This window comes from Kitasatospora sp. NPDC004240, from assembly GCF_053603215.1.
The window spans coordinates 1-26897 of the sequence record NZ_JBSGFD010000119.1 but is presented as its reverse complement, the minus strand read 5'-3'; the positions used below and the strand labels follow the sequence as shown (position 1 = coordinate 26897).

General features: G+C 73.9%; 17 protein-coding genes, 1 tRNA gene, 1 other RNA gene and 1 pseudogene. 6 read left to right on the top strand and 14 right to left on the bottom strand.

Annotation, left to right across the window (positions count from 1 at the left end; genetic code table 11):
• Positions 1-15 precede the first annotated feature (15 nt).
• A complete protein-coding gene (locus ACWEQL_RS27610) occupies positions 16-6420 on the top strand; it encodes an amino acid adenylation domain-containing protein (protein WP_452153025.1) in 6405 nt (2134 codons plus the stop codon).
• Positions 6421-6481: 61 nt separating this feature from the next.
• Here the strand turns inward: ACWEQL_RS27610 and ACWEQL_RS27605 are convergent, their stop codons facing one another.
• The 12 genes from ACWEQL_RS27605 to ACWEQL_RS27550 all read right to left on the bottom strand — a co-directional run bounded on the left by ACWEQL_RS27605 (position 6482) and on the right by ACWEQL_RS27550 (position 19810).
• On the bottom strand, positions 6482-7129 hold the full coding sequence (locus tag ACWEQL_RS27605; protein WP_452153024.1) for a response regulator: 648 nt from the start codon (positions 7127-7129) through the stop codon (positions 6482-6484).
• Complete coding sequence (locus tag ACWEQL_RS27600; protein ID WP_452153023.1) at positions 7117-8400, bottom strand: histidine kinase; 1284 nt, start codon at positions 8398-8400, stop codon at positions 7117-7119. The genes ACWEQL_RS27605 and ACWEQL_RS27600 overlap by 13 nt, the downstream gene beginning before the upstream one ends.
• Positions 8401-8516: 116 nt before the next feature.
• On the bottom strand, positions 8517-9065 hold the full coding sequence (locus tag ACWEQL_RS27595) for a YbaK/EbsC family protein (protein WP_452153022.1): 549 nt from the start codon (positions 9063-9065) through the stop codon (positions 8517-8519).
• 26 nt (positions 9066-9091) lie between these two features.
• Complete coding sequence (locus tag ACWEQL_RS27590; RefSeq protein WP_452153021.1) at positions 9092-10180, bottom strand: zinc-binding dehydrogenase; 1089 nt, start codon at positions 10178-10180, stop codon at positions 9092-9094.
• 26 nt (positions 10181-10206) lie between these two features.
• A complete protein-coding gene (locus ACWEQL_RS27585) occupies positions 10207-10482 on the bottom strand; it encodes an acyl carrier protein (RefSeq protein WP_452153020.1) in 276 nt (91 codons plus the stop codon).
• A gap of 58 nt (positions 10483-10540) precedes the next feature.
• Positions 10541-11497 carry an alpha/beta fold hydrolase gene (locus ACWEQL_RS27580; RefSeq protein ID WP_452153019.1) on the bottom strand — a complete coding sequence of 319 codons (957 nt, stop codon included), beginning with the start codon at positions 11495-11497 and terminating at the stop codon, positions 10541-10543.
• A complete protein-coding gene (locus ACWEQL_RS27575; protein ID WP_452153018.1) occupies positions 11490-12902 on the bottom strand; it encodes a condensation domain-containing protein in 1413 nt (470 codons plus the stop codon). The genes ACWEQL_RS27580 and ACWEQL_RS27575 overlap by 8 nt, the downstream gene beginning before the upstream one ends.
• 31 nt (positions 12903-12933) lie before the next feature.
• Positions 12934-13707: an enoyl-CoA hydratase/isomerase family protein gene (locus tag ACWEQL_RS27570; RefSeq protein WP_452153017.1), complete on the bottom strand. Its 774-nt coding sequence runs from the start codon at positions 13705-13707 to the stop codon at positions 12934-12936.
• A 49-nt stretch (positions 13708-13756) separates the two neighbouring features.
• Positions 13757-15478 carry an acyl-CoA dehydrogenase gene (locus ACWEQL_RS27565; RefSeq protein ID WP_452153016.1) on the bottom strand — a complete coding sequence of 574 codons (1722 nt, stop codon included), beginning with the start codon at positions 15476-15478 and terminating at the stop codon, positions 13757-13759.
• The gene (locus ACWEQL_RS27560; protein ID WP_452153015.1) at positions 15475-17223 is read right to left on the bottom strand and encodes an acyl-CoA dehydrogenase family protein; all 1749 of its coding nucleotides are present in this window, start codon (positions 17221-17223) and stop codon (positions 15475-15477) included. The genes ACWEQL_RS27565 and ACWEQL_RS27560 overlap by 4 nt, the downstream gene beginning before the upstream one ends.
• The gene (locus ACWEQL_RS27555) at positions 17220-18971 is read right to left on the bottom strand and encodes a fatty acyl-AMP ligase (RefSeq protein ID WP_452153014.1); all 1752 of its coding nucleotides are present in this window, start codon (positions 18969-18971) and stop codon (positions 17220-17222) included. The genes ACWEQL_RS27560 and ACWEQL_RS27555 overlap by 4 nt, the downstream gene beginning before the upstream one ends.
• A 50-nt stretch (positions 18972-19021) precedes the next feature.
• Entirely contained in the window at positions 19022-19810 is a 789-nt protein-coding gene (locus ACWEQL_RS27550) for a thioesterase II family protein (RefSeq protein ID WP_452153013.1), read from the bottom strand.
• A 173-nt stretch (positions 19811-19983) separates the two neighbouring features.
• Between ACWEQL_RS27550 and ACWEQL_RS27545 the strand changes: the two are divergent.
• Positions 19984-20965 (top strand): annotated as a pseudogene (locus ACWEQL_RS27545) (CU044_5270 family protein).
• 141 nt (positions 20966-21106) lie between these two features.
• Here ACWEQL_RS27545 and ACWEQL_RS27540 read toward each other — a convergent pair.
• Positions 21107-21568, bottom strand: coding sequence for a prevent-host-death family protein (locus tag ACWEQL_RS27540; protein ID WP_452153012.1), 462 nt, complete (start codon positions 21566-21568; stop codon positions 21107-21109).
• Positions 21569-21933: 365 nt separating this feature from the next.
• On the opposite strand from ACWEQL_RS27540, the gene ACWEQL_RS27535 reads away from it, so the two are divergent.
• Positions 21934-24303 (top strand): N-6 DNA methylase, encoded by a 2370-nt coding sequence (locus ACWEQL_RS27535; protein ID WP_452153011.1) that lies wholly within the window; start codon positions 21934-21936, stop codon positions 24301-24303.
• Between the two features lie 14 nt (positions 24304-24317).
• Positions 24318-24500 (top strand): hypothetical protein, encoded by a 183-nt coding sequence (locus ACWEQL_RS27530; RefSeq protein WP_452153010.1) that lies wholly within the window; start codon positions 24318-24320, stop codon positions 24498-24500.
• Positions 24501-24563: 63 nt separating this feature from the next.
• Here the strand turns inward: ACWEQL_RS27530 and ACWEQL_RS27525 are convergent.
• Positions 24564-24648: transfer RNA gene (locus ACWEQL_RS27525), tRNA-Ser, on the bottom strand.
• Between the two features lie 123 nt (positions 24649-24771).
• On the opposite strand from ACWEQL_RS27525, the gene ffs reads away from it, so the two are divergent.
• An RNA gene (gene ffs, locus ACWEQL_RS27520) (signal recognition particle sRNA small type) lies at positions 24772-24862 on the top strand.
• A 71-nt stretch (positions 24863-24933) separates the two neighbouring features.
• On the top strand, positions 24934-26897 hold a 1964-nt coding region (locus tag ACWEQL_RS27515), incomplete at its 3' end, for a DNA polymerase III subunit gamma and tau (protein WP_452153009.1).

The window sequence follows — 26897 nt, the reverse complement described above, 5'->3', positions numbered from 1 at the left end:
CGTGACCTGGCCGGAGTGGTGATCGCCGCGGGTGACAACTTCCCGCTCACCCTCGCCCGCCGCTGGCAGGACCTCGCCGGCCCCGACGGCACCCGGGTGGCGACCGAGTACGGCCCCACCGAGATCACCATCGGCAACTCCGGCTGCCCCGTCGACACCACCCTCACCCTCGAAGCCGTCCCCCTCGGCGCGCCCTTCCCCAACACCGGCATGTACGTCCTCACCGAGGACCTCCAGCCGGTCCCGGTCGGTGTCGCGGGTGAGGTCTACATCGACGGCACCGGTGTCTCCCGCGGCTACCACGGCCGCCCCGACCTGACCGCCGAGAAGTACCTGCCCAACCCGCACGGCCCCGCTGGCACCCGCCTCTACCGCACCGGCGACCTGGCCCGGTTCCTGCCCGACGGCACCCTGGAGACCCTCGGCCGCATCGACAACCAGGTCAAGATCCGCGGCTACCGCATCGAACTCGGCGAGATCGAGGCCCGCCTGCGCGAACACCCGCAGATCACCGACACCGTCGTCACCGTCCGCGAGAACCAGGCGGGCGAGAAGGCCCTGATCGGCTACCTCGTCGCCGGCACCGCCGTCGACACCGCCGCCCTGCGGGCGGAACTCGCGGAGAAGCTGCCGGAGTACATGGTCCCGGCCGCCTTCGTGGCGATCGACGCGATCCCGCTGACCGCCAACGGCAAGGTCGACACGCGTGCTCTGCCCGCCCCCGACCTGGAGGCCTTCACCGCCTCCCGTTACACCGCGCCGCGCACTCCGCTGGAGGAGCGTCTGGCCGCCATCTGGGCCGAGGTGCTGGGCCTGCCGCAGGTGGGCGTGGAGGACAGCTTCTTCGACCTGGGCGGCGACTCCATCCGTGCCGTCCGCCTGGTCGGGGCGATGCGGGCCGCCGGCCACGACGTGAGCATCCGTGACGTCTTCCAGCAGCGCACCATCGCCGCCATGGCCACCACCCTCCCCGGCAACAGCACGGGCGAGTCGCTGATCACCGCCGTCCGGCCGTTCGAGCTGATCGGTGAGGACGACCGCAAGGCCCTCCCGGCCGGGGTGGTCGACGCCTACCCGCTCTCGCAGATCCAGACCGGCATGCTCGTCGAGATGCTGGCGGCGGACGGCGGCAACAGCTACCACAACATCAACTCCTTCCGTCTGCCCGACCCGAAGCCCTTCGAGGCCGCGGCGATGCGCGAGGCGATCGCGATCGTGGCGGGCCGGCACGAGGTCCTCCGGACCTCGGTCGACCTGGCCGGCTACAGCCGACCGCTCCAACTGGTGCACGCCACCGTCGAGATCCCGTTCGTCGTCGAGGACCTGCGCGGCATGAGCGCGGCCGAGCAGGACGCCCACGGCCGGGCGTTCGTCGCCGCGGCCCGGACGTCCGGGTTCGACCTGGTGAACGGTCCGCTGCTGCACCTGGCGGTGCACATCGAGTCCGACGAGGCCTGGCGCCTGACGGTCAGCCACCTGCACGCGGTGACCGACGGCTGGACGATCAACTCCTTCCTGATGGAGCTGGTCGGCTGCTACCAGGCCCTGCGGGACGGCCGGGAGCCGGCGGCCTACGAGGTGCCCGCCGTCCGTTACGCGGACTACGTCGCCGCCGAGGAGGCCGCTCTGGCGAGCACCGAGGAGCAGGCCTTCTGGCAGGACGTCGTCGACGCCCACACCCCGCTGCGGATCCCGGCCACCTGGGCCGGTGCCGAGGACTCGGAGAGCCGCCACTCGGTCCGCGTGCCGTTCGCCGACCTGGACGAGGGCCTGCGCAGGCTCGCGGCAGGGGCGAGGACCTCGCTCAAGAGCGTGCTGCTCTCCGCCCACCTCAAGGTGATGGGCTCGCTCACCGCCGAGACCGACTTCCACACCGGTGTCGTCTACCACGGCCGTCTGGAGGCGCCGGGTGCCGACCGGGTGCTGGGCATGCACCTCAACACGCTGCCGTTCCCGGCCACTCGGGGCGCGCGCACCTGGCGCGAGCTGGTCGAGCGGACGTACGCGACGGAGACGGCCATCTGGTCGCACCGCCGCTACCCGCTGCCCGCCGTCCAGCGGGCCGCCGGGAACGCCCGGGACCTGCTCACCGTGCTCTTCGACCACCAGGACTTCCACCAGGTGGACACCGGCACGGTGGACACCGGCGGCGCTCTGGACGACGGTCGCAACGAGTTCGGCCTGATGGCGATCGCGGGGGTCGGCCAGATCTCCCTCGGGGCCGCGGCCTCGACGATGAGCCGGGAGAACCTGGAGCGGCTGGGCGCGATGTACCGCCTGGTGCTGGAGGCGATGGCCGCCGACGCCGACGGTGACGCCCTGGCCGTCCCGCTGGCCGAGGCCGACCGCCGGCTCGTCCCGGTGCGCCGGGCACCGGCGGAGCGGCAGGCCGGGCAGCCGGGCGAGCTGTCGGAGGAGCTGTCGGACGAGCAGTGGGAGACCCGCTGCCTGCACGAGCTGTTCACCGCCCAGGCCGTCCGTACCCCGGACGCGGTCGCGCTGACCAGCGGTGACCTGAGCCTGACGTACGCGGAGCTGGACGAGCGGGCCAACCGCATCGCCCACCACCTGATCGCCCTGGGCGCCGGCCCGGACCGGGTGATCGGCCTCTCGCTGGAGCGCGGCCCGGACCTGGTCCCCGCCCTGCTCGGCATCCTGAAGTCCGGCGCGGCGTACCTGCCGCTGGACCCGGCCAACCCGGCCGACCGTCTCGCCTACATGCTGGCCGACGCCGGGTCGCCGATCCTGGTGACCCACTCCGCCCTGGAGCCGGTCGAGTTCGCGGGCACCCGGGTCCTGGTCGACGCCGACCGGGCCGAGATCGCGGCCCGTCCGGCCACCGCCCCGGTCACGGGCGTGCGCCCGGACAACCTGGCGTACGTCATCTACACCTCCGGTTCGACCGGACTGCCCAAGGGCGTCAGCAGCGCGCACACCCATGTGACGCGGCTGTTCACGGCGACCCGTGCGGACTTCCCGTTCGCCGCGGACGACGTGTGGGCGCTGTTCCACTCCTACGCCTTCGACTTCTCGGTCAAGGAGATCTGGGCCCCGCTGCTGCACGGCGGCCGCCTGGTGGTCGTCCCCGCGATGGTCGCCCGGTCGCCGCAGGAGCTGGTCGAGCTGCTGGTGGCCGAGCGGGTCACGGTGCTCTGCCAGACCCCGTCCGCGTTCCGCTCGCTGACCGGACCGGTGCAGGAGGGCGACCCGCGCGTCGACCGGCTGGCCCTGCGTGCCGTCGTGTTCGGCGGTGAGCGGCTGGACATGTCGCAACTGGCCGCGTGGACGGCGAAGTTCGGCGTGGACTCGCCGGCCCTGATCAACATCTACGGGCCGACCGAGACCACCGTGCACTCGATCTACCACCGGGTGACGGAGGCGGACCTGCCCCGGACGGCGTCCCCGATCGGTCTGCCGGTCGCCGACACCGTGATCCACCTGCTGGACGCCCACGGGCACCGGGTGCCGGACGGCGTCCCGGGCGAGATCCACGTGGGCGGCCCGGGCGTGGCCCGCGGCTACCTGAACCGCCCCGGGCTGACCGCCGAGCGCTTCGTGCCGGACCCGTACGGCCCGGCGGGCTCGCGCCTGTACCGCACCGGCGACCTCGCCTGGCGTCTGCCCGACGGCCGCTACGAGTCGCTGGGCCGGATCGACGGCCAGGTGAAGGTCCGCGGCTTCCGCATCGAGCTGGGCGAGATCGAGGCCCGGCTGCGCGAGCACCCGCTGGTCGACGAGGCGGCCGTGATCGTGCACCGGAACGAGGCCGGCGAGAAGTCGCTGGTCGCCTACCTGGTGCCGGCCGGCTCCGACGCCCCCGACCTGGCGGCGGTGCGCTCGGACCTGGCGGCGGTGCTGCCCGGCTACATGGTCCCGGCGGCGTTCGTGACCCTGGAGCGGATCCCGCTGACCACCAACGGCAAGGTGAACCGCCGGGCGCTGCCCGCGCCGGAGCAGGCGGTGAGCGTCGTGGGCGAGCACCACGTCGAGCCGCGCACCGAGCGGGAGGCCGCGCTGGCGGCGGTCTGGGCCGAGGTGCTGGGCCTGCCGCGGGTGGGCGTCGAGGAGAGCTTCTTCGACCTCGGCGGCGATTCGATCCGGGCCGTCCGCCTGGTCGGCGCGATGCGCGAGGCCGGCCACGACGTGACCATCCGGGACGTGTTCGAGCAGCGGACGATCGCCGCCCTGGCCGCGGCGCTGCCCGGCGGCGACGGCCGGTCGCTGGTGACCGCCGTCGAGCCGTTCGCCCTGATCGGCGCGGAGGACCGCGCGGCCCTGCCGGCCGGTGTGGTCGACGCCTACCCGCTCTCGCAGATCCAGACCGGCATGCTGGTCGAGCTGATGGCGGGCGAGGGCGCAGCGGCCTACCACCACATCAACTCCTTCCGGATCCCGGACACCCGGCCGTTCGCCGAACGGGCGCTGCGGCAGGCCCTGGAGCTGCTGGCGGACCGCCACGAGCTGCTGCGCACCTCGGTGCACCTGACCGGGTTCGGCCGACCGCTCCAGCTGGTGCACGCCGCCGCCGAGGTCCCGCTCACCGTGCACGACGTGCGCGGCCTGACCGAGGACGAGCGGGCCGAACGGGCGCGCGGCTACGTGGCCGAGGAGCGGGCCCGCGGGTTCGAGCTGACGGCCGCGCCGCTGCTGCGGATCGCCGTGCACGTCGAGTCGGACGAGGCCTGGCGGGTCACCGCGAGCCACATCCACGCCGTCACCGACGGCTGGACGCTCAACTCGCTGCTGATGGAGCTGCTCGACACCTACCGGACGCTGCGCGACGGCGGGGAGCCGGCCGCCCACGAGGCCCCCGCGGTCCGGTACGCGGACTACGTGGCCGCCGAGCTGGCCGCCCTGTCCGACCCGGCCGACCAGGCCTTCTGGCAGGACGTCGTCGACCGGCACAGCCCGCTGGAGCTGCCCGCCACCTGGCGGGACCGCGGCGCCGGGTCGCAGCTGCTCGACGTCGAGTACGCGGACCTGGAGGAGGGGCTGCGGGCGCTGGCCACCGGGGCGAACACCTCGCTCAAGACGGTGCTGCTGGCGGCGCACCTCACGGTGATGGGCTCGCTGAGCACGTCCCCGGCCTTCCACACGGGCGTGGTCTACCACGGCCGGCTGGAGGCGCCGGGCGCGGAGCGGGTGCTGGGCATGCACCTCAACACGCTGCCGTTCCCGGCGGTCCGGGGCACGGGGACCTGGCGCGAACTGGTCGAGCGGACGTACGCGACGGAGACCGAGCTCTGGTCGCACCGCCGCTACCCGCTGCCCGCCATCCAGCGGGCGGCCGGGCAGGGCCGGGCGGCGCTGAGCGTGATGTTCGAGTTCCTCGACTTCCACCAGGTCGACCGTGCCGCGGTGGACGTCCGGGCCTCGATGAACGACGGCTCCAACGAGTTCGCCCTGACCGTGATCGCCACCGGCGGCCGGATCGGGCTCACCACCGGGGCCGGAGCGCTCGGCCGTGCGCAGCTGGAGCGGCTGGTCGCGATGTACCGGCTGGTGCTGGAGTCGATGGCCGCCGACCCGGACGGGGACGCGACCGCCGGTCACCTGCCGGCCCCCACGGCGCCCGCGGCGGTGGCCGAGGTGGAGCAGCCGCTGCTGGTCGGGCTGATCGCCGAGCAGGCCGCCCGTACGCCGAAGGCGGTGGCCGTGGTCGCGGACGGGCGCAGGCTGAGCTACCGCGAGGTGGACGAGCGGGCCAACCGGATCGCGCACCACCTGACCGCCCTGGCGGTCGGTCCGGGCGCGGTGGTCGGGGTCGCGCTGGCCCGCGGGGCCGAGCTGGTCCCGGTGCTCCAGGGCGTGTGGCGCGCCGGCGCCGCGTACCTGCTGATCGACCCGGCCGCCGAGGCGGGGCCGGTCGACCCGCGGGTCACCTTCCTGATCACCGATCGGGCGGTGGCCGGGGGCTTCACCGGCGGGGTGCTGCGGCTGGACGCGGAGGCGGCGGGGATCGCCGCCCGGCCGTCCGGGGCGCTGCCGGTCGCCGTCCCGCCCGAGGGGGTGGCCTGCCTGCTGGACGGCGAGCCGGTCGACCACCGCGAGCTGAGCCGGCTGCTGGAGAAGGTCCGGGCCGAGCTCGGCGGGATCCGGCGCGGCGCCTGGCTGGCGGCCGCTCCGGGGGCCGGTGTCGCGGCGGCGGCGGAGCTGCACCTGCCGCTCACCGGCGGCGCCCGGGTGGTGCTGGCGTCCGAGGCGCAGGCCGCGGAGCCGGCGGCGCTGGTCGCCCTGGTGGACGCGCAGCGCGTGACCCATGTGCAGGCCACGCCGGAGGGCTGGCGGGGGCTGCTGGCGGCGGGCTTCGACAGCCACACGGTGACCGCCCTGGTGGCCGGCGGTGCCGGGCCGGACGCCGAGGACGTGCTCGATGAGCTGCGGGCCCGCGCCCAGCGGGTGGTGGCCGGCGTCCGCTGACGGGACACCGAGGGCCCCGCGGTCATCCACCGCGGGGCCCTCGGGCCGGATGGTCGGGGGGTCAGCGGCCTTCCAGGAAGCGCAGTACGGCGAGGACCCGGCGGTGGCCGCCGGCGTCCTCCCGGGGCAGGTCGAGCTTGGTGAGGATGCTGTTGATGTGCTTGCCGACGGCGCTGTCGCTGATCACCAGCGCGGAGGCGATCGAGGAGTTGGACTGGCCCTCGGCCATCAGCGCGAGCACCTCGCGCTCCCGCTCGGTCAGCCGGTCGAGCGGCCCGCTCCTGCGGCGCAGCAGCAGCTGGGAGACCACCTCGGGGTCGAGCGCGGTGCCGCCGGCGGCGACCTTGCGCAGCGCGTCCACGAACTCCTGGACGTGGGCGACGCGTTCCTTCAGCAGGTAGCCGATGCCGCTGGGGTTGGCGGCGACCAGGTCCGCGGCGTAGCGCTCCTCGACGTACTGGGAGAGCAGCAGCAGGGCGATGTCCGGCCAGCGGCGGCGGATCACCAGCGCGGCGCGCACGCCCTCGTCGGTGTGCGAGGGCGGCATCCGGACGTCGAGGATGGCGATGTCCGGCTGGTGCTTCTCGACGGCGACGAGCAGTTCCTCGGCGTCGCCGACGGCGGCGGCGACCTCGAAGCCCATCGTCTCCAGGACGTTGATCAGGCCCACTCGTAGGAGGACGGAGTCCTCGGCGATCACGACACGCACGGCAGCTCCACGGTGATGGTGGTCGGGCCCCCGACGGGGCTGGTGATCTGGAAGGTGCCGTCCACCGAGCGGGCGCGACGGCTCAGGCCGGCGATGCCGGTGCCCCGGTCCTGGTCGGCGCCGCCGACGCCGTCGTCGGTGACGACGATGCGCAGCCGGTCCTCGACGCGGTCGACCCGGACGGCGGCGCGGTCGGCGCAGGCGTGCTTGGCGACGTTGTTGAGGGCCTCGGCGACCACGAAGTAGGCGACGGACTCGATGGCCGTCGGGGGGCGGCGGTCGACCACGACCTCCAGGTCGACGGGCAGCGGGGCGCGGGCGGCGACACCGGACAGCGCGGCGTCCAGGCCGCGGTCGTCCAGGACGGCCGGGTGCAGGCCGCGGACGAGGTGCTTCAGCTCGGCGATGGCCTCCAGCGCCTCCTGGTGGGCCTTGACGATGACGCCCTCGGCGTGCGGACCGGCGTCGGTCAGGGTGGCCCGGGCCAGGCCGAGGTTCATCGCCAGGGCGACCAGGCGCTGCTGGGTGCCGTCGTGCAGGTCGCGCTCGATGCGGCGCCGTTCGGCGTCGGCGGCGGCGACCATGCCGTCGCGGCCCTCGGTCAGGTCGTCGACGCGCTCGGCGAGGCGCTCGGCCCGGCTGGGGCCGAGCAGCCGGCGGGCCAGGTGGCCGTCCACGGCGACCACCAGCGCCGTCGCCCAGGGCGCGACGAGGACGATCAGCAGGCCGGAGGCGGTGAACACGGCGGCGCGCGACCCCTGGCCGGGCAGCGCCCAGATCCAGCCGTAGGCGGTGGCCATGGCGAAGCCGCAGACCCAGCCGACCAGGACGGCGAGCCCGGCGAGCCCGAGCAGCGGTCCGAGCACGACGTGGTAGCCGAGCTGTCGCCAGGCGGCCTGCGAGCGGAACGAGGTGGCGACCCCGCGCCAGCTGAGCCGGATCGTGCTGTGGCCGGCGCGCGGGATCGACCGGCCGAGCAGGTAGCGGAACCGGCGGTGCTGCGCCTCGTTGAGGGCGGTGACCGAGAGCAGCAGGAAGGCGAGCGGGCCGACCACGGTCAGCATCAGCTGGGTGATCTCCAGCGGCCAGTAGAGCCAGCCGTCCGCGGGTTCGACGAACAGCAGCCAGGGCACCGCCACCAGCGAGAAGGAGGCGAGGTGGAGGGGGACGCCCAGGCAGAGGAACACGGTGTCCCGCCAGACCCGCACCGACCAGGGCGCGCGGCCGAGTGCGAGGGTGAGCAGCCGCCGCGGGGCTGTGCCGGTTGTCATGCGCCAACCGTAATCGGCGGGCCGAAGGAGTGTCATGTCGCGCCTGTTTCCGGGAAAAGGGGAAGGTGGCACCCCTTTCGGAGAAGGGGTGCCACCTGTGTGGAGCTCTGTGGTGATCAGGTGATCGGGACGACCTGGGGCCGGGCCAGCCGCCGGTAGTCGGCGGCCCGGATCGCGACCGACCGGTCCAGCCGGGCCGCGTTGAAGTACAGCTCCGGCTCGTCGAACAGGGCCGGGTCGGCGAGGACCTCGAGGTCCGGGTGGAACGAGAACGGGGTGATCGTCCCGCTCACCGTGGCGCCGAGCAGCTCGGCGCCGTCCTGGTCGGCGAACCGTGCCTTGCCGCCGCCGGCCACCCGGGCGACCCGCTTGAGGTCGACGCGGCGGTCGCCGGGGATCACGGCCAGGACGTGGCGGGCCGGCCGGCCGCCCTTGGTGACGGTGACGACCATGCACTTGGCGGCGGCGGAGAGCCGGTGGCCCCGCAGCTCGCTGGCGAGCGTGGTCCGTCCCTCCGGAGGGTGGTCCATCAGCCGGTAGGCGACGTCGCCCCGGTGGAACAGGTCGAGGAGTCGGCGGTAGGTGGACGGCGGGGCGGGGTCGGCCGGTTCGGGGCGTTCCAGCAGGCCCACCGCCGAGGACTGTTCTGACGTGTCGACGGGCATTGGTCCTCCACGCGTGGTTGGCAGGGTCAGAGGCCGGGCCGGTCCAGCGAAGGATCGACGATGATCTTCGCGTGCCGCTCCGGCTCGCCGAGTTCCGCGATCGCCGCGGTCAGTCCGTCCAGGCCGGTCACGCCGGTGATCACGGCGCCGGCGTCGATCCGGCCCTCGGCGATGTCGCGCAGGGTCCGGCGGTACTCGGCCGGGCTGCCGCCGAAGGAGCCGCGGATGTCCAGCTCCTTGCCGACGGCCACCCCGGGGTCGAAGGTGTCCGGGCGCAGGCAGACGCCGACCAGGACGATCCTGGCGCCGGCCGGTGCGCCGTCCACGACCCGGGCGAGCATGCCGGGCGTGCCGACGCACTCGAAGATGACGGCGTCCTTGGCGCGCACGCCCCGGTACTCGGCGGCCATCCGGTCCATCATCCCGGGGATGATCCCGAGCGAGGCCCAGCGGCCGTACGGGGACTCGACGGCCGGGTCGATCAGGATGTCCGCCCCGAGGCGCTCGGCCAGGGCCCGGCGGCGCGGTGAGAAGTCCACCGCGACGACCGGGCCCAGGCCCCTGGCCTTGAGCACCGCGACGATGCCGAGGCCCACCGGGCCCAGGCCGATCACCACGGCGACCGAGCCGGGGGCGGCCTCGGAGCGTCGTACGGCGCGGGCGGCGATCGAGAACGGCTCGGTGAGCGCGGCCGTCCCCGGGTCGAGCCCGTTGGGCACCGGCATGGTGAAGGCCTCGGAGAGGATCATGTACTCGCCGAAGCCGCCGGGGAAGGCCGGCGTGTAGCCGACGATCCCGCTGCCCTGCGGTCCGAAGCCGATCGGCGGTCCGCACACCACGGTGCCGGTCGGCAGGGCCCGGACGGTGCCCGGGCCGTAGTCGACGATCTCCGCGGCGAACTCGTGGCCGAGCACGAGTCCCTCGCGGATGTCGTGCGTGGTCCCGCCGGTGCGGCGCATGACGTCGCCGAACGCCTCGGGGTCGTCGAGGGCGTGCAGGTCCGAGCCGCAGATCCCGCAGGCCAGGGTGCGGACCAGGACCTGTCCGGCCTGCGGCACCGGGTCGGGGACCTCCTCGACGACGAGGGCGCCCCCGCGGGTGATGGCGGCACGCATGTCTCTCTCCTCTCCGGGGCTCGGGGTCAGCTGTTCTTCTCGGCGAGCTTCTCCGCGAGCAGGCCGGAGAGGGCCTCGATGCTGGGGTAGTCCCAGGCCAGGGTGGGCTCCAGCTCGATCTCGAACTCGTCCTCGGCGTCGCCGCACAGGGCCAGCGCGTAGACGGACTCCAGGCCGTACTCGACCAGCTTGACGTCCGGCCGGATCTGCTCGGCGGGGATCTCCAGGTAGAACGCCACCCGCTCGGTGAGCCAGGTGCGCAGCTCGGCCAGGTCGTGGGTCGGCTCGACGGACGTGGTCATGGTGGTAACTCCTCGGGAACGTGGAAACGGTGGGACAGGGGTGATTCGTGGGTCGGGGTCAGTCCAGGGAGGCGGCGAACTCGGCCAGGGCGGCGGTCACTTCGGCCGGCCGCTCCTGCTGGGTCCAGTGGCCGCAGCCGGGCAGCAGCACGCTGCGGTGCAGCCGGGGCGCCCAGCGCCGCAGTTCCTCCTCCAGCCGGGCGGGGTCCTGGCCGCGGATGACGAAGTCGTCCGTCCCGGCCAGGTAGAGCACCGGGACCTGGATCGCGGCCTTGTTGAGCGGGGCCGTCAGCTCCCAGTTGCGGTGCAGGTTCCGGTACCAGTTGAGGCCGCCGGTGAAGCCGGTGGCGCCCAGCGCCCCGGCGTAGACGGCGAGGTCCTCCTCGGTCAGCCAGTCGGGCAGCCGGTCGGGCTCCGGGTACAGGTCGAGGAAGCCGCCGCCCTCCGGGACGACCGGGTCGAAGGGCGCCGCGCCGCCGCCGGTGCCCGCCAGCAGCCGGCGCAGCGCGGCGGGCGTGTCGCGGCTCAGCTCCCGCTCGGCCCGGCCGGGTTCCTGGAAGTACAGCATGTAGAAGCGCTCGCCCATGGCGCGCCGCATCGCGGGCAGCGGCGGCAGGCCGGGCCGGGGCCGGTACGGGATGCTCATCCCGGCCACGCCGCGGACCAGGTCCGGGCGCATCAGCGCGGTGTGCCAGGCGACCTGGGAGCCCCAGTCGTGTCCGGCCACCACCGCCCGGTCCGCGCCGAGCGCGCCGATCAGCGCGACGACGTCGCCGACCAGGTGGTGGATGGTGTACTGGTCGGCCTCGGCGGGGCACTCGCTGAGGCCGTAGCCGCGCATGTCGGGGGCCACCGCCCGGTAGCCGGCCTCGGCCAGTCCGGTGAGCTGGTGGCGCCAGGAGTACCAGAGCTCGGGGAACCCGTGCACCAGCACGATCAGCGGCCCCTCCCCGGCCTCGGCGACGTGCATCCGCCGGCCGGCCACCCGCAGGGTGCGGTGGACGATCTCAGCCAACGCGCCGCCCTCCCGGGCCGGTGGCGAGGCCGAACATCAGGGTCGTCGCGGCCGGGTCGACCAGGGCCAGTCGTGCGACGGCGGCGTCCGGGTCGGCCAGGGCCGCGTCGACGGCCCGGACGAAGTAGCCGGCGAGGCGCTCGATCGTGGCCGCGTCGAACAGGTCGACGTCGTAGCGGAAGTCGACGGCCAGCGAGTCGACGCTCTGCCGGACGTTCACCGCGAGGTCCAACTGTCCTTCCGCCTGCGGGAGTTCGAACGGAGCGATGCGCAGTCCGGCGAACTCGGCCGGTGCGCCGTCGGCGGCGTCCAGGAGCAGCCGCAGCAGCGGGTCGGGGCTGGAGGTGCCGATCATGTTGAAGGTGATCCGGCAGAGCGGGGAGCCCGCGCCGGCCCGCGGCCGGTCGACCGTCCGGGTGAGCAGCTCGAACGGGTACCCGACCCGGCCGAGGCCCGCCCTGACCTGCTCCTCGACGGCCCGGGCGGCGTCGCGGAAGCTCGCCCCGGGCGCCAGGTCGGCCCGGAACAGCAGGGTGTTGATGAAGTTCCCGACCACCTCGCGGGTCGCCGGGCTCAGCCGGGTGGTGGTCGGTACGCCGACCAGGAACGCGTTCTGCCGGGTGTAGCGGTGCAGCAGTCCCTGGAGGATCCCGAGCAGGAGGGAGAACAGCGAGACCCCGTCGGCCCGCGCCAGCTCGCGCAGTCCGGCCACCCGCGGGCCGCTCAGATCCAGGTGGAAGGTGTCGCCGGTGTGGCTCGAACTCGCCGGACGGGGGCGGTCGGTGGGGATCTCGGCCGGGGCCGCCCCGGCGCAGAACCCGTGCCAGTACTGCTCCATCCGGGCGCCGCGCGGCGAGCCGAGCAGCTCGCGCTCGCGGGCCGCGTAGTCGTCGTAGCCCGCCGGGAGCGCGGCGAGATCGGGCTCCAGGCCGTCGACCAGCCGCCGGTAGCTCTGCAGCAGGTCGCGCAGGACCAGCCAGTTGGAGGTGGCGTCGGTGCCGATGTGGTGCCCGGCCATCAGCAGGACGGCGTCCTCGGCGCCGCGGCGCAGCAGGACGAAGCGGAACGCGCCGTCGCGCTCCAGCCGGAACGGCTCGCGCAGCGCGTCGCGGACGGCGGCGGCGAGCCGCTCGTCGCTCAGGCCCGGCAGCTCGCGCACCTCCAGCCCCAGCGGGTGCCGGGCGGTGATCGTACGGGCGGGCCCGCCGTCGTGCTCGGCGAAGAGCGAGCGGAGCATGTCGTGCCGCTCGGCGGTGGCCTCGACCGCCCGCCGCAGGGCGGGCAGGTCGACGGCGGAGCGGACGGTCAGGGCCACGCCGGTGTTGTAGACCGCGGCGTCCGGCGCCAGTCGGTGGAGGAACCAGAGCGCCTGTTGCGCGTGGGAGAGGGGGTACGGGCTGGTCATCGTCGTCCTTCGTCGCGGTGGGGTGGGCGGGTCAGCGGCCGGCGAACCGCGGGGGTTCCCCGGCCAGGTGCGCCCGCAGGCCCTCCCGCTGGTCGGCGGTGGCGAACAGGGCGGCGAACCGGTGCCGTTCGAGGTCCAGGCCCTCGGCCAGCGGCCGGCCGAGGCCCTCGTCGACGGCCCGCTTGGCGGCGGCCAGGGCGGCCGTCGGCCCGTCGGCGAACCGCTCGGCCAGCCGCCGGGCGCAGGCGTGCACCCCGTCGTCCGGGGCGACCTCGTCGACCAGGCCGATCCGCAGCGCCTCGGCCGCGTCCAGCTGCCGTCCGGTCATGATCAGGTGCTTGGCGCGCGCCGGGCCGACCAGCCGGGGCAGCCGCTGGGTGCCGCCGGTGCCGGGGATGATCCCGAGACCGATCTCCGGCAGGCCGAGCACGGCCCCGGCCCCGGCCACCCGGAAGTCCGCGCAGAGCGCGAGTTCCAGCCCGCCGCCCAGGGCGAAGCCGGCGATCGCGGCCACCACCGGCTTGGGGATCGCGGCGATCGCGTCGAACCCGGTGTGCAGCCGGGCGGTGTACGCGTCCACCTCGGCGGGGGTGCGTCCGGCCATCGCCGCGATGTCCGCGCCGGAGCCGAAGACCCGCCGGCCGCCGGTGAGGATCACGGCCCGGACGGCCGGGTCCGCGCCGACCCGCTCGGCGGCCTCGGCCAGCTCCGCGGGCAGCGCCGGGTCGGCGCCGCTGATGGTCGGGCGCAGCAGCCGGACGGTCGCCACCGGCCCGGCCGCCTCGACCCGTACAAACTTTCCCATGCTCTCTTCCTGTCACTGGGCGCGTGCCGCGGCCGGGGCCGCGGGACGCTCAGGCGAGGTGGCGGCCGATCAGGTCGAAGCCGGCGCCGTTCTCGTAGCGGTCCATCAGCTCGGTGAAGACCGCCGGACGGACGGCCTCCGCCCCGGGCACCGGTGGGCAGCCGAGCCGGGCGGTGAGCCGGGCCAGCGCGGCGATCACCCAGTCGGGCCGGTGCGCGAACCCGCCCGGATGGTCCGGGTTGTGCAGCCACACGCCCAGGCAGCAGGCGGCGGCCAGCAGCACCGCGTAGCGGTGGGTGAGCTCGAAGCTGACCGGCCCGGCCAGCGGGGTGCGGTCCCGGGGGGCGAGCTCCTGGCAGGCCCGCTTCAGCGCGGTCAGCTCCTCCACCAGCTGGGCGGCCAGCCGGCCCAGGACCGGTTCGTCGCGCACCCGGGCGGCCGCGTCGACCAGGCCGGCCATCAGCGGGTCGTGCCGTCCGGCGGTGGTGCTCAGCCGGTCGAAGTCCAGCTCGGGCAGGTCACCGGCCAGGTGGTGGACGGCGGCCGGCGCGGGCTCGCCGACCAGCCAGGCGGCCCGGGCCAGCCGGGGCAGCTGCGGGATGATCGTGGCCTGGCAGACCGTGCCGCCGGCGTGCACCAGCGAGGCGACCGGGAGGTCCCGGGCGTGCTTCTGGAACACGGCGTGCGGCCCCTCGCGCAGGAACGAGCGGGCGCCCAGCACCTGGCCCAGGGCGTCGACGGTGTCCTTGTAGAGCAGCGGCACCAGGTACTTCACGGCCGCCGCGTACACGCTGGTCTGCCCGGGCAGCAGGTGCAGCGCCCGGCAGACCGTGGTGGCGAAGGCGTCGGCCGCCAGGAGGTCCAGGAAGGCGTCGGTGAGCACCGAGCGGGCGTGCGGCAGGTCGGCCACCGTGCGGTGGTACAGGTGCCGGCCCACCGCGAAGCCGGTCACCGTGCGCAGCTGCTGGTCCACCGCGCCGAGCGCGGCGGCGGGCAGCACCGCCCGGGTGACCTGGAAGGACCGCAGGATGGTCTCCATGGCCGCGCCGACCTCGCCGGCCACCGCGGTCACCGGCACCGGGCAGTCGTCGAACTCCAGCCCGCCCAGGTACATCGCGCGCACGCCGACGGTGCGGTAGCGCGGCAGGAAACGCAGCCGGTCGCGCGGCACGGTCGCCATGTCGACCAGCACCATCGAGTGGCTGCGGCTGCCGGGCTCCGGGCTGGTGCGGGCCAGCACGGTGACGGCCTCGGCGCGGGCCAGGTTGTTGATGATCTCCTTGCGGCCGTCGAGCACCAGCCGGTCCTGGCGCACGGTGCCGCGGAAGGCGGTGTTGGTGACGTCGTTGCCGGTGGACATGTCGGTGTACGCGGCGGCGACCCGGCCGTTGCGGCACAGGACGTCCGCCAGCCAGCGCTGCTGCTGCTCGCCGCCCTGGGCCCAGACGTTGACCGCGCCGACCAGGTTGCTGGCGCCGTGGCCGAGGCCGAGCGCCGCGTCGCGGCGGAACAGCGGGCGCAGCACCCGGGCCAGCCGGTCGGCCCGGTCGAGCCTGCCGCCGAGCCGGCGCGGCACGAACTCGGCGCCCAGCCCGTAGGCGTCCAGGACCCGCTCGCCGGCCGGGAGCAGGTCGCCGCGCTCGTCGGCGGCCACGAAGGCGGCGAAGCCCAGCGGGTTGTCCCGGTACTCGGGGTCACCGAACAGGGCCTCCAGCGGCGCCGGGTTGCCGATGTCGGTGTAGCAGTCGGGGGTGGTGGCGGTGGTGGTCATCGGCGGCCCTTCACCAGGGGGTAGTACAGCAGGGACGGGAGGGCGCCGGTGCGCTGCTGCTCCTCCAGGAAGGGCACCAGGCGCTCCAGCAGGTCGTCGCCGGCCACCGGCCGCCGCGGGCCGTGGCCGAGCCGGGTCAGCACCCGGGCCAGCGCGGCCTCCAGCCACAGCCCGTCGGCCCACAGGCCGTGGCCGTGCCCGGGCGCCCCGTGGTTGCGCAGCCACAGCTGGACGGCGGCCGCGGCCGCGTACAGCAGGGTGTAGCGCTCGGCCAGGTCGAAGGCGGCGCGGGGCGCCTCGACCGGGGTCGGCCGGTGGGCGGCCAGTTCGACCGCCAGGCCGTCGACCGCGGCCAGCACCGCCTCGGCCCTCCGGCCGAGCGAGGCCGGGACGCCGCCCAGGGCGGCCAGCCGGCCGAGTTCGGCCACCGCGGCGGGCAGTGCCTGCAGCACGCTGGAGCCGCCGCGCGGCAGCAGACTGAGCCGCTCGCGGGCGAAGGGCGGCAGCGGGGCGGCCAGGTCGGTGGCGGCGGCCAGCCCGGCCCCGTCCACCGTCCCCTTGCGCAACTGGCGGGCCAGCAGCGGGAAGTGGTTGATCAGCGCGTGCAGGTTGACGAGCGAGTTGCCGTCGAAGATGGAGACGATCCGGTGGTCGCGCTGGACCTTCTGGAAGCGGCCGTGCTGATAGGTCTCGCCGACCAGCAGCGAGCGCGAGCCGAGCACCGTGCCGAGCCGGTCGATCACCTGGTCGACCAGGGTGGGCACCAGGTACTTGGTGACGGCCGAGGAGACGGCCAGCTCGCCGGTCAGCGCGTGGATGCTGCGGGCGGCCACCATGGTGAGCGCCTCGGCGAGCAGCACGTCCGCGTACGACTGCGCCAGCAGCCGCCGGGTCTGCGGGAGTTCGGCGAGCCGCCGGCCGTACGCCTGCCGGCCCAGCGCGTAGTCGGTGGTCAGCGCGAGCGCGTTGTCCGCGGCGCCGAGCGACAGCGCGGCGCACATGGTCCGGGTCAGCTGGAGGCTCTTGAGGACGATCTCGGCGCCCTCGCCCTCGCCGCCGACCAGCCCGTCGGCCGGCACCCGGGCATCGGTGAAGGCCACCCCGCTGATGTCGGCGCCGCGGATGCCGTGCAGCTTCACGGCCGGCAGCGGCCGGTACCCGGGCTGCGCGACGGCGGCCTTGTCGATCAGCAGCAGGCTGAAGCCGCGGGCGTCACCGGCCTCCCCGGTGCGGGCCAGCAGGCAGACCAGCCGGCCGCGGTTGGCGTTGTTGATGAGCCACTTCTCGCCGCTCACCCGGTAGCCGTCCCCGGTCGGCACGGCGACGACCTCGCCGGCCAGCAGGTCGCTGCCGTGGTCGCGCTCGGTCAGGCCCCAGGAGACCACGGTCCCGTCCAGCACCCGGGCGGCCAGCCGTTCGGCCTGCTCGCGGCTGCCGCCGACCCAGACCGACACCGCGCCCAGGAAGGTCTTGCCGTGGGCGATGGCGACCGTGAGGTCCCGGCGGGCGACCGCGCGCATCAGCTGCAGCACCTGCTCGTAGCTCTCCAGCACCCCGCCGTACTCGGCCGGCACGTAGTGCCGGGGCAGGCCCAGCAGGTCCAGCTCGCGGCAGATCTCGACCGGGAACTCCTCCCGGTCGTCCAGGGCGCCGCAGCGGGCGTAGGAGAACAGCCGTCCGTCGTCCTCGGGGTCGCCGAGGCCGCGGTCCAGCCGCTCGGCGGTCCGGTGGGCCGGGTGGGTCATCGGGCACCGGCCGGGGTGCGGTAGCGGGCGGCGGCGGCCGGGTCGAGCTCCTCGACGACGGGCTCCAGCGCACCGGACATGAAGAGCTCGCGCATCAGCGAGCGCTGCACCTTGCCGCTGGTGGTCTTGCGGACCTGGCCGGGCCGCAGCAGCACCAGGTTGGGGATCCGCACGCCGACCCGCTCGGCGAGCCGGCCGCGCAGCCGCCGGGCGAACTCGGCCAGCTCCTCGGGGGAGCCGGGGCGGCGGCGGACCTCGTGCATCGCCACGATCTGCTCGCCGTCCACCGGCACCGTGCAGACGCTGCCGCTGAGCCCGTCGAGCGCCTCGTCCAGCGAGGCGAGCTCGCGCTCGATGTCGTGCGGGTACAGGTTGCGCCCGTTGACGATCAGGACCTCCTTGATCCGCCCGGTGACGTACAGCCGGCCCTCGTGCAGGGCGCCGGTGTCGCCGGTGCGCAGGAAGCCCGCCTCGCCCTCGGCGGTGACCGCGCGGAAGGTCCGCCCGGTCTCCCCGGGGTTGCGCCAGTAGCCGGCGGCCACGCTGTCGCCGCGCACCCAGATCTCCCCGATCCCGCCCTCCGGCACGGTGGTGAGGGCGGCCGGGTCGACGATCCGCACGTCGAGGTCGTGGACGGCTCCGCTGCTCACCAGCAGCGGGCCCTCGGTGCCCGGGGCGACCGGGCGCAGCTCGTTGGCGGCGAGCGCCCCGGCGTCGACGACGGTCATCGCCGGCGTCTCGCCGCGCGGCGTTCCGGACACCAGCAGGGTGGTCTCCGCCATGCCGTAGCAGGGGTTGAACTGGTCGAGCCGGAAGCCCGCCGGGGCGAACCGCTCGGCGAACCGCCGCAGGGTGGCGGCGCTGACCGGCTCCGCGCCGTTGCCCGCGCTGACCAGGCCGCTCAGGTCCAGCCCGGCCAGCTGGGCGTCGGTCACCCGGCGGGCGCACAGGTCGTACGCGAAGTTCGGGGCGACCGTGTGGGTGGCCCGACGGCTGCCGATCAGCTCCAGCCACATGTGCGGGCGGCGCAGGAACGCCATCGGCGCCAGCTGGTAGCCGAGGGCGCCGACGTACAGCGGTGCGATCAGGGCGCCGATCAGGCCCATGTCGTGGTGCTGGGGCAGCCAGCAGGCCCCGCGGCTGTCGCGCTCCAGCTCGAACGCCCGCACGATCAGGCCGATGTTGTGGCGCAGCGAGCGCTGGGTGACCATCACGCCCTTGGGCGCGCTGGTCGAGCCCGAGGTGTACTGGATGAACACCAGGTCGTCGTCGGCGGTCGGCGGCACCCGCCAGTCGGGGGCGGGCGCGAGCTCCAGCCGGTCGGTGGCCACGCAGGGCAGCTCCGTGAGACCGGCCTGCTCCAGCATCCCGGCGGCGGTCCCGTGGTTGGCCGAGTCGGTCAGCACCAGGCGGATGTCGGCGTCCCGCACGATGCCGTCCGAGCGGGAGCTGTGGCCGCGCTGGGTGCTGGGCTGCGGCGCCGGGACGGCCACCACGCCCGCGTACAGGCAGCCCGCCAGCACGGTCACGAACTCCGGCCCGGCGCCGTACAGCAGCATCACGCGGTCGCCGACGGCGCAGCGCTCGCGCAGCCAGGAGGCGACCGCGCGGGCCTTCCGGTCGAGCTCGCCGAAGCTCAGCGGCTGCTCCGCCCAGCCGTCGGAGGCGGCCTCGACGAAGACCAGGGCGGGGCGGTCGGGGGTTTCGCGGCCGTGCCGCTCCAGTCGGGTCACCAGGTGATCGGCCATCAAGGCGGCCTCCTCTCGGTCAGGGGTGGACGGTGGCGTGGGGCCGGGGTTCAGGCGCGGCCCGCGCCGAGCACCTGACGCAGCCGCAGGTCGGACCGCAGGTGGCCGGCGATGTGCGCCAGCAGCTGCTTCTCCTGGGCCTGCAGGTAGAAGTGGTCGCCGGAGAAGATCCGCAGCTCGAAGCCGGCACTCGTGGTGTCCGACCAGGCGGCGACGTTCTCGGGCTCGCACTCGGCGTCCCCGGCGCCCACGTAGGCGACCACCGGCACCCGGTGGCGCCCGGCGGCCGGATCGGGCCGGTAGGCGGCCGACAGCCGGTAGTCGGCCCGGATGCTGGGGAGCACCAGCTCCAGCAGACCCGGGTCCATGTCGGTCAGCGAGTCGTGCCCGAGCTGCCGCAGTTCGGCGAGGAAGTCCGCGTCGTCCGCGGCCGCCGACTCCTCGCGCTCGCGGCGGTGCGGGGCCTCGGAACCCGAGACGAACAGCCGCACCGGGCGCACACCGTGCTCGGCGCCGAGCCGCAGCGTCACCTCGTGCGCGACCACCGAACCCATGCTGTGGCCGAACAGGGCCAGCGGCACGCCGTCGGCGGCCAGCACGGCCAGCGCGGCGGCGATCTCGTCCGCCATCGCGTGGACGGAGGTCGCGTAGGGGTCGCCGAGGCGGTCCTGCCGGCCCGGGTAGCAGGCCGACAGCACCTCGATGTCATCGGGCAGCTCACGGCCCCAGGACCAGTAGGCGGTCGGCGCCCCGCCGGCGTGCGGGAAGCAGACCAGCCGCAGGCGCGGGGCCGGAGTCGTGTGGTACGTGCGGAACCACAGCGCCACGGAGTCGGTCATGGGCGTCCTTCGGTGGAGGGTGCGGCCAGGGGGATGCCGATCTATCAGCACCGCCACCGTGCCGCCCGCTCCTATACCGCTCCCATACCGGCCTCGCCCGGGCCCGTCACGAGGCGGTTGACTGTGGCGCGCGTCACGGGAACCCGCCCCCCGGCGCCGGACAGACGACAGGAGTGACCACAGAGATGCGAGCCCGGGTGCGGTCCGGGGACCCCGACGCCTTCGCGGAGCTGTTCGACCGCTACGCCCGCACCGTCTACAACCACGCCTTCCGGCTGACCGGCGACTGGTCCGTCGCCGAGGACGTCATGTCGGCGGCCTTCATGGAGGCCTGGCGGCTGCGCGGCACGGTTACCCCCGAGGGGGGGTTCGCTCCGGCCCTGGCTGCTGGGCGTCGCCACCAACCTCGCCCGCAACCACTGCCGCGGCAACCGGCGCTACCGGGCCGCGGCCGCCCCCGCCTCGTCGCCGGTGCGCGAGGGCCAGTTCGTCTACATCGCCACCAAGTCGGCCGGCACGAACGTACGGACCGTGAACGGCAGGAGCTCCCTGGTCAGCGACGAGCTGCACCTGCGCCAGACCTGGCACTCCCCGGACGGCACCAAGGGCTGGCTGATCGAGCCCGGCACCACCGGTCCCGAGGGCATCACCCTGGCCGGGCCCACCGAGACGGGGCAGGCGAGGACCGCGACCCTCAACGCGCCCACGTACGACTACCTCGCCTCGCTGCCCACCGACCCCGACGTCCTGCTGCGGAAGATCTACACGGAGACCGCGGGAATGGGCCGCACCCCCGACCAGGAGGCGTTCACCACCATCGGCGACCTGCTGGGCGAGAGCTACCCGCCGGCCGGCCTCGCTGCCGCGCTCTACAAGGCCGCGGCGAAGATCCCCGGCGTGGTCACGGTGGACGACGCGGTGGACGCCGCGGGCCGGCACGGGGTGGCGGTCGCCCACCTGGACGAGACCTCCGGCCAGCGGACCGAATGGATCTTCGACAGCGCGATCCTGGCGTTCCTCGGCGAGCGCACGGTCCAGGTCGAGGGCAGCTCCGGCGAGGGCCTGATCAAGCCCGGCACGGTCGTGACCACCCGGGCCGTCACGACCCGCGCGATCGTCGACCAGATCAAGCAGATGCCCACCCCCAACGGCTGACCACCCCCGCGAACCCCCGGGAAGCGCCCCCGGGGAACCCCCGTCCCGCCCCACCCGAGGAGCGGGACGGGACCTTGGGCGGCGCGTCCCGGGAACGCCGAAGGCCCGGGCCGCGCGCTGGGACGTCGTCGCGCTTGGGGCTCACGGAGCGGGCACCTCGCCGTGGTCCTCATCGGAAAGCGGCTGGGTGAGCTGTGCGGCGAGCTCCGGGTCGGCCAGGATCCGGGCGGTGGCGCGCCACTCGACGATCACGCGGTGAAGGTTGGAGTGGACGTCCAGCTCCACTGCGTCACGAGTGGCATCGACGAGGTCGACGACGAACTCTCGAACCTCGCCGGCCGACAGGTGCCGAGTCCACGGGAAGACTTCGGGGAGCGCGAGAAGTACGGCACGGGCCCCTTCGTCGCTGGTGATCAGCGCGGCGAACAGCCTCGCGGTGACGTCGGCGGTCTCCTCGCGCTGGCGGTCATGCCGCTCGGTGGTCAGGTACAGGTCCTCGCCGTCGCGGCGTGTGACGTGAACGCGCTGCGCTTTCTCGACGGTGTCCGCGACGCGCTTGGAGTTCTTCGACAGGTCGGAGAACGACACGGTGGGATTGGACATGGAGCCACGTTGCTTCGGAATACGTTCCGAAGTCAATGGATGTCGCGGAAAGTGTCGACTCTCGCGGCGCTTTCAGGCGTGCCGGCGCCCGGGCTCCCTCCCGGGGCGCCGCCGACGGCGATGACGCCTTCATTTGTGAAGTTCACAATGAGGTTCCAGGATCGGCCAGTTTGTCGTCGCGTGGCGCCTGTCCTCGATGAACGTGCAGCTCATTACCTATGGCCGACTGTGAGCGCGAATCCCGGCTGCGCTCATCCGAGAGAAGACATCAGTGCGCACGTCAGTGCGCAATTGCCCCGCGAGCTGTCTGCCATCTACGTTCGCCTCGTCATCACATCCGATCGAGGGCGGAGAAGGCGGCCACGATGAGTGAGTGGAGCTGGGGTGGGCGGCTCGTTTCCCGAGCCGAGATCGCGGACATGGCCGGTGTTCGGCCATCCGCGGTCACGAACTGGCAGCATCGTCATGCGGGTTTCCCGCAGGAGCTGCAGGTGGACCGGAGGGGGGTATTCCGACTCGCCGACATCGTGCGGTGGCTCGACACCCGGCCGGTGCCGAGCCCGGCACGAGGTGCGGCGGAGCCCGCGGGGATCACCTATGGCGACAGGGTCCGGGCCTCGCTGGGGCAGTACGAAGGGGCGTCCGCGTCCGGCCAGTCCGCTCAGCTGGCCGCTCCCGTCCCCGCTGCCGGTCGCGAGCGGTCGCGGTCCCAGCAGGCGCTGGCCGAGCTGTTGAACCGCTCGATGGTGCGAGCGTGGGGCGCGCGATCTCCGGCGACCTACCTTCCTGTGCTCATGTGCCTGACCTTTCTGAGGTGGGGGGCGAGCGACGACTGGAGGGCCTTGGAGAAGCTGGTCGAGGCTCGCCCGCCGGTGAGTCCCAAGGCCTTTCTCAGGGAGGTGGGAGAACGTGCGGATCGGCTACTGAAGAAGTGTGGTGCGGGGCTGACCTCGAGGTCTGTGCCGCAGGAGCTGGAGCCCGAACCCGGCGCGGATGCGTCACAGCTGTTGGCTCTGGTGGTCCGACTGGACCGGGAGGCATTCCGGGATCTCCTCGACGCCTACGCCAACGCCGTGGCCATGGCCAGTCAGGACGCCTTCACGCCCAAGGCGGTGGCGGCCCTGCTGGGCGAGTTGATCGCGACGGCGGGGGTGTCGGGCCGGATCAGCGATCCGTACCCGAGGGGAGGGGAACTGCTGGCGGCCATGGTGGCCGCCGGCGGGGACGCCGCGGCGCTGACCGTATCGATGGGGGCGCCGGACGAGACCGTACTGCGCAGGACCGCCATGAGCCTCTTGCTCCACGGCGTCGTGCCGCGGGTGGACGTCAGGGACAAAGCCCCGTGGCTCGCCGATGGGGTGCAGCGAGAGCCTTGGGCGGACTTCGTCCTGACCAACCCGCCGTTCAACGCCGAAACAGGCCGGAGCGAATCCCGGACCTGGCGGTACGGGCCCCCGCCTCCGTCCAACGACAACTTCGCCTGGCTCCAGTACGTCCTGTCCACGCTCAGGCCCGGCGGCCGAGCCGCGGTGATCATGGCCGACAACGCCGCCGTGTCCGACCAGCCGCGGGAACGCGCCATCCGGCAGGCCATGGTCGAGGACGGGGTCGTCGAATGCGTCCTCGCACTCCCACCGCAGCTCTTCACGGGTACCGCGGTCTCGGCCTGTATCTGGCTCCTGACGGCGCCGTCCGAGCGCGCCGAGGTGCACTTCATCAACGCGCGCGAGCTGGGAAGGATGGTGTCCCGGACCCGCCGTGAGCTGAGCGCCGATGACGTGCGACTCGTCGGGCGGATCTATCGGTCGCTGCATGAGGGGGCCTCGTTGCCCGATGAGGCGTGGGCGATCGGACGGTCCGTCTCCGTGGAGGAGATCAAGGAACGGCGTCATTCCCTCAGTCCTGTCGACTACATCAGCGTCGGAACATTCCGAGCGGCGACGCTTTCGGAGGTGGGAGCCTCCCGTCGGAAGCTCGACGAGGCCGGAGAGGAGGCGGGATCGCTTGATGCGCAGACCCGGTGGCTGTGGGACCAGGCCATGTCCGTCCAGACCTCGGATCCCTCCTCGAGCCAGTGGCGAAACGCCCTCCTGGAGGATCTGTGCCAGGTGCGGCCAGGCCCTTCGCCCTCCTTGCTGAACCCGAAGATGTACTCCGAGGGCGGCAGCGTTCGGGTCCTGCTTCCCAAGCACCTGCGCGGCCGGCGAATCCACGGCGGCTGGGAGAGCAGGATCTCGGCGCGCGATGCCCGGAAGCTTGAACGCTTCCGGGTGGGTGAGGGCGACATCCTCTGCGCCCGCACCGGGACGGTCGGACCGGTGGCGTTGGTCGGAGCGGCGGAGGCCGGCTGCCTCTACAGCGGCAATCTGCTTCGACTGCACGACTTCAGGTCCGGCGTGGACCCGCGCTTCGTTCTCGCCTACCTGTCCCATCCGCGGGTCCAGGCATGGATCAAGGACCGGGCGGCGATGGCGACCGTCGATTCGATCAAGACCAGCGCGATGAAGCAGCTCCCGGTTCTGTTGCCACCGTACGAGGTGCAACACCGCATCGGGCAGCTCCTGTGTGCCCTCGACGACCAGATCGCCGCCCATCACCAGGTGGCGGTCGCGGCCGAATCCGCGCGCGTCGAACTCGCCACGCTCCTGATGGGTGGCGCAGCCCCGAGCGCTTACGGGTCCGTCGCGGGCCCCATCGATCTCAACCCGGAACTCGGCGAAGGAATCCGCCCGTGAGTAGCCTGCCCGCCGTGGCACGAGTGTCGTGGCTGCTCATAGCCGCGCTGACGTCCGTGATCGTCGCCCTGCTGGCCTTCATGCTGAAGCGAAGCTCTGGCACGGACCGGTACAACGCCGTCTTCATGGCCGGCGCGGCCTTCGCCGGATGCATGCTGCTCTGCCTCGGAGTTCTGGCGGCCGCCGTGGGCGGCTGAACAGGGCAACCCCGGGAACGACGAAGGCCCGGGCCGCGTGGTGCGGTCCGGGCCTTCTGCCGGCGGAGGATACGAGATTCGAACTCGTGAGGGTTTTATCCCAACACGCTTTCCAAGCGTGCGCCCTAGGCCTCTAGGCGAATCCTCCGTGGGAGAGCTTAGTACATGTTCAGGGGTGGTCGCGACCACGTATCTCGCAGGCGGGGGAGGGGGGTGACCTGCGGATGGAGGTGGTGGAGGTGGAGGGCGGGGATCGGGTACTGTGGGGACCAGCCCCTCGTGTGGCGTTATCTCTCTGAACCCCCCCAGGGCCGGAAGGCAGCAAGGGTAGGAGGGCTCTGGCGGGTGCGCGGGGGGTCTTTGCGTTCCCGGAGGGCGTGGGCCGGGGTGAGGGGCGCCGCGTTTGTCGGTGCGTCCCGATATCGTCGGGGGTGTGTCCCTAGCCCTGTACCGCCGCTACCGCCCCGAGACCTTCGCGGAGGTCATCGGGCAGGAGCACGTGACCGCTCCGCTCCAGCAGGCCCTGCGCAACAACCGGGTCAACCACGCGTACCTGTTCAGCGGCCCGCGCGGCTGCGGCAAGACGACGAGCGCGCGCATCCTGGCCCGCTGTCTGAACTGCGAGCAGGGGCCGACCCCGACGCCCTGCGGTGAATGCCAGTCCTGCCGTGACCTCGCGACGGGCGGGCCCGGGTCGATCGACGTGATCGAGATCGACGCCGCCTCGCACGGTGGTGTGGACGACGCGCGCGAGCTGCGCGAGCGGGCGTTCTTCGCGCCGGTGCACAGCCGGTACAAGATCTTCATCCTGGACGAGGCGCACATGGTGACCTCGGCCGGCTTCAACGCGCTGCTCAAGGTGGTGGAGGAGCCGCCGGAGCACCTCAAGTTCATCTTCGCGACCACCGAGCCCGAGAAGGTCATCGGGACGATCCGCTCCCGTACGCACCACTACCCGTTCCGGCTGGTGCCGCCCGGCACGCTGCGGGACTACCTGGCGGAGGTCTGCGGCCGGGAGGCCATCCAGGTCGAGGACTCCGTGTTCCCGCTGGTGGTGCGGGCCGGCGCGGGCTCCGTCCGGGACTCGATGTCGGTGATGGACCAGCTGCTCGCGGGCGCCGGCGAGGCCGGGGTGACGTACCAGATGGCCACCGCGCTGCTCGGGTACACGGACTCGGCGCTGCTGGACGAGGTGGTGGACGCCTTCGCCGCGCAGGACGGCGCGACGGTGTTCCAGGTGATCGACCGGGTGGTCGAGGGCGGGCACGACCCGCGCCGGTTCGTGACGGACCTGCTGGAGCGGCTGCGCGACCTGGTGATCCTGGCGACCGTGCCGGACGCCGGGGAGAAGGGGCTGATCGACGCCCCCGCCGACCGGGTCGCGGTGATGCAGGCCCAGGCGGACGCCTTCGGGGCGGCCGAGCTGAGCCGGGCGGCGGACATCGTCAACACTGGGCTGACCGAGATGCGGGGGAACGCCGCCCCGCGGCTCCAGCTGGAGCTGATCTGCGCCCGGGTGATGCTGCCGGGCGCGTACAGCGACGAGCTGTCGCTGCAGGCGCGGCTGGACAAGCTGGAGCGCCGGGCGGCGGCCGGCGGGTTCGCGGCGGCCCCGGTCGGGGTGATGCCGGCGGCCCCGATGGCGTCCGTGCCGGTGATGGAGCCGTCGGTCCCGGTGGCCCAGCCGGCTCCGGTGACCCAGCCCGCGTACGCCCCCACCCCGGCCCAGGCACCCGTGCAGCAGGCCCCCGCACCCGTGCAGCAGCCCCCGGCGGCCCCCCCGGCCCCGGCCGGCCCCGCGCCCGGGGCGTGGCCGATCGCCCGCAGCTTCCCGCCGCCCGGCGGCGCTCCGGCCGCCCCGGCGGCCGCGCAGCAGCCCCCGGCCCAGGCCCCCGTCCAGCCGCCGGCCCCGGTCCAGCAGCAGCCCGTGGCGCAGCCCCAGCCCGCGGCGGCCGGCCAGCAGCCGTCCGCCACCGCGCAGCAGGGCGCGGCGCAGGTGCGGCAGCTGTGGCCGCAGATCCTGGAGGCGGTGAAGAACCGCCGCCGGTTCACCTGGATCCTGCTGAGCCAGAACGGCCAGGTGGCCGGGTTCGACGGCAGCGTGCTGCAGGTGTCGTTCGTCAACGCGGGCGCCCGTGACAGCTTCGTCAGCAGCAACAGCGACGACGTGCTGCGGCAGGCCCTGACGGACGCGCTGGGCGTGGACTGGCGGGTCGAGTGCATCGTCGACCCCTCGGGCGGCACCCAGTCACCGGGCCAGGCCGGTGCCCCCGCGGGCGGCGGCGCCTCAGGTGGCTTCGGCGGTGGCCAGGGCGCCCAGGGCGGTACGGGCGGTGGCTGGGGGGCCGCGCCCGTCCGGCCCGCGTCGGCCCCCGCCCCGGCCCCGGCGGCCCCGCC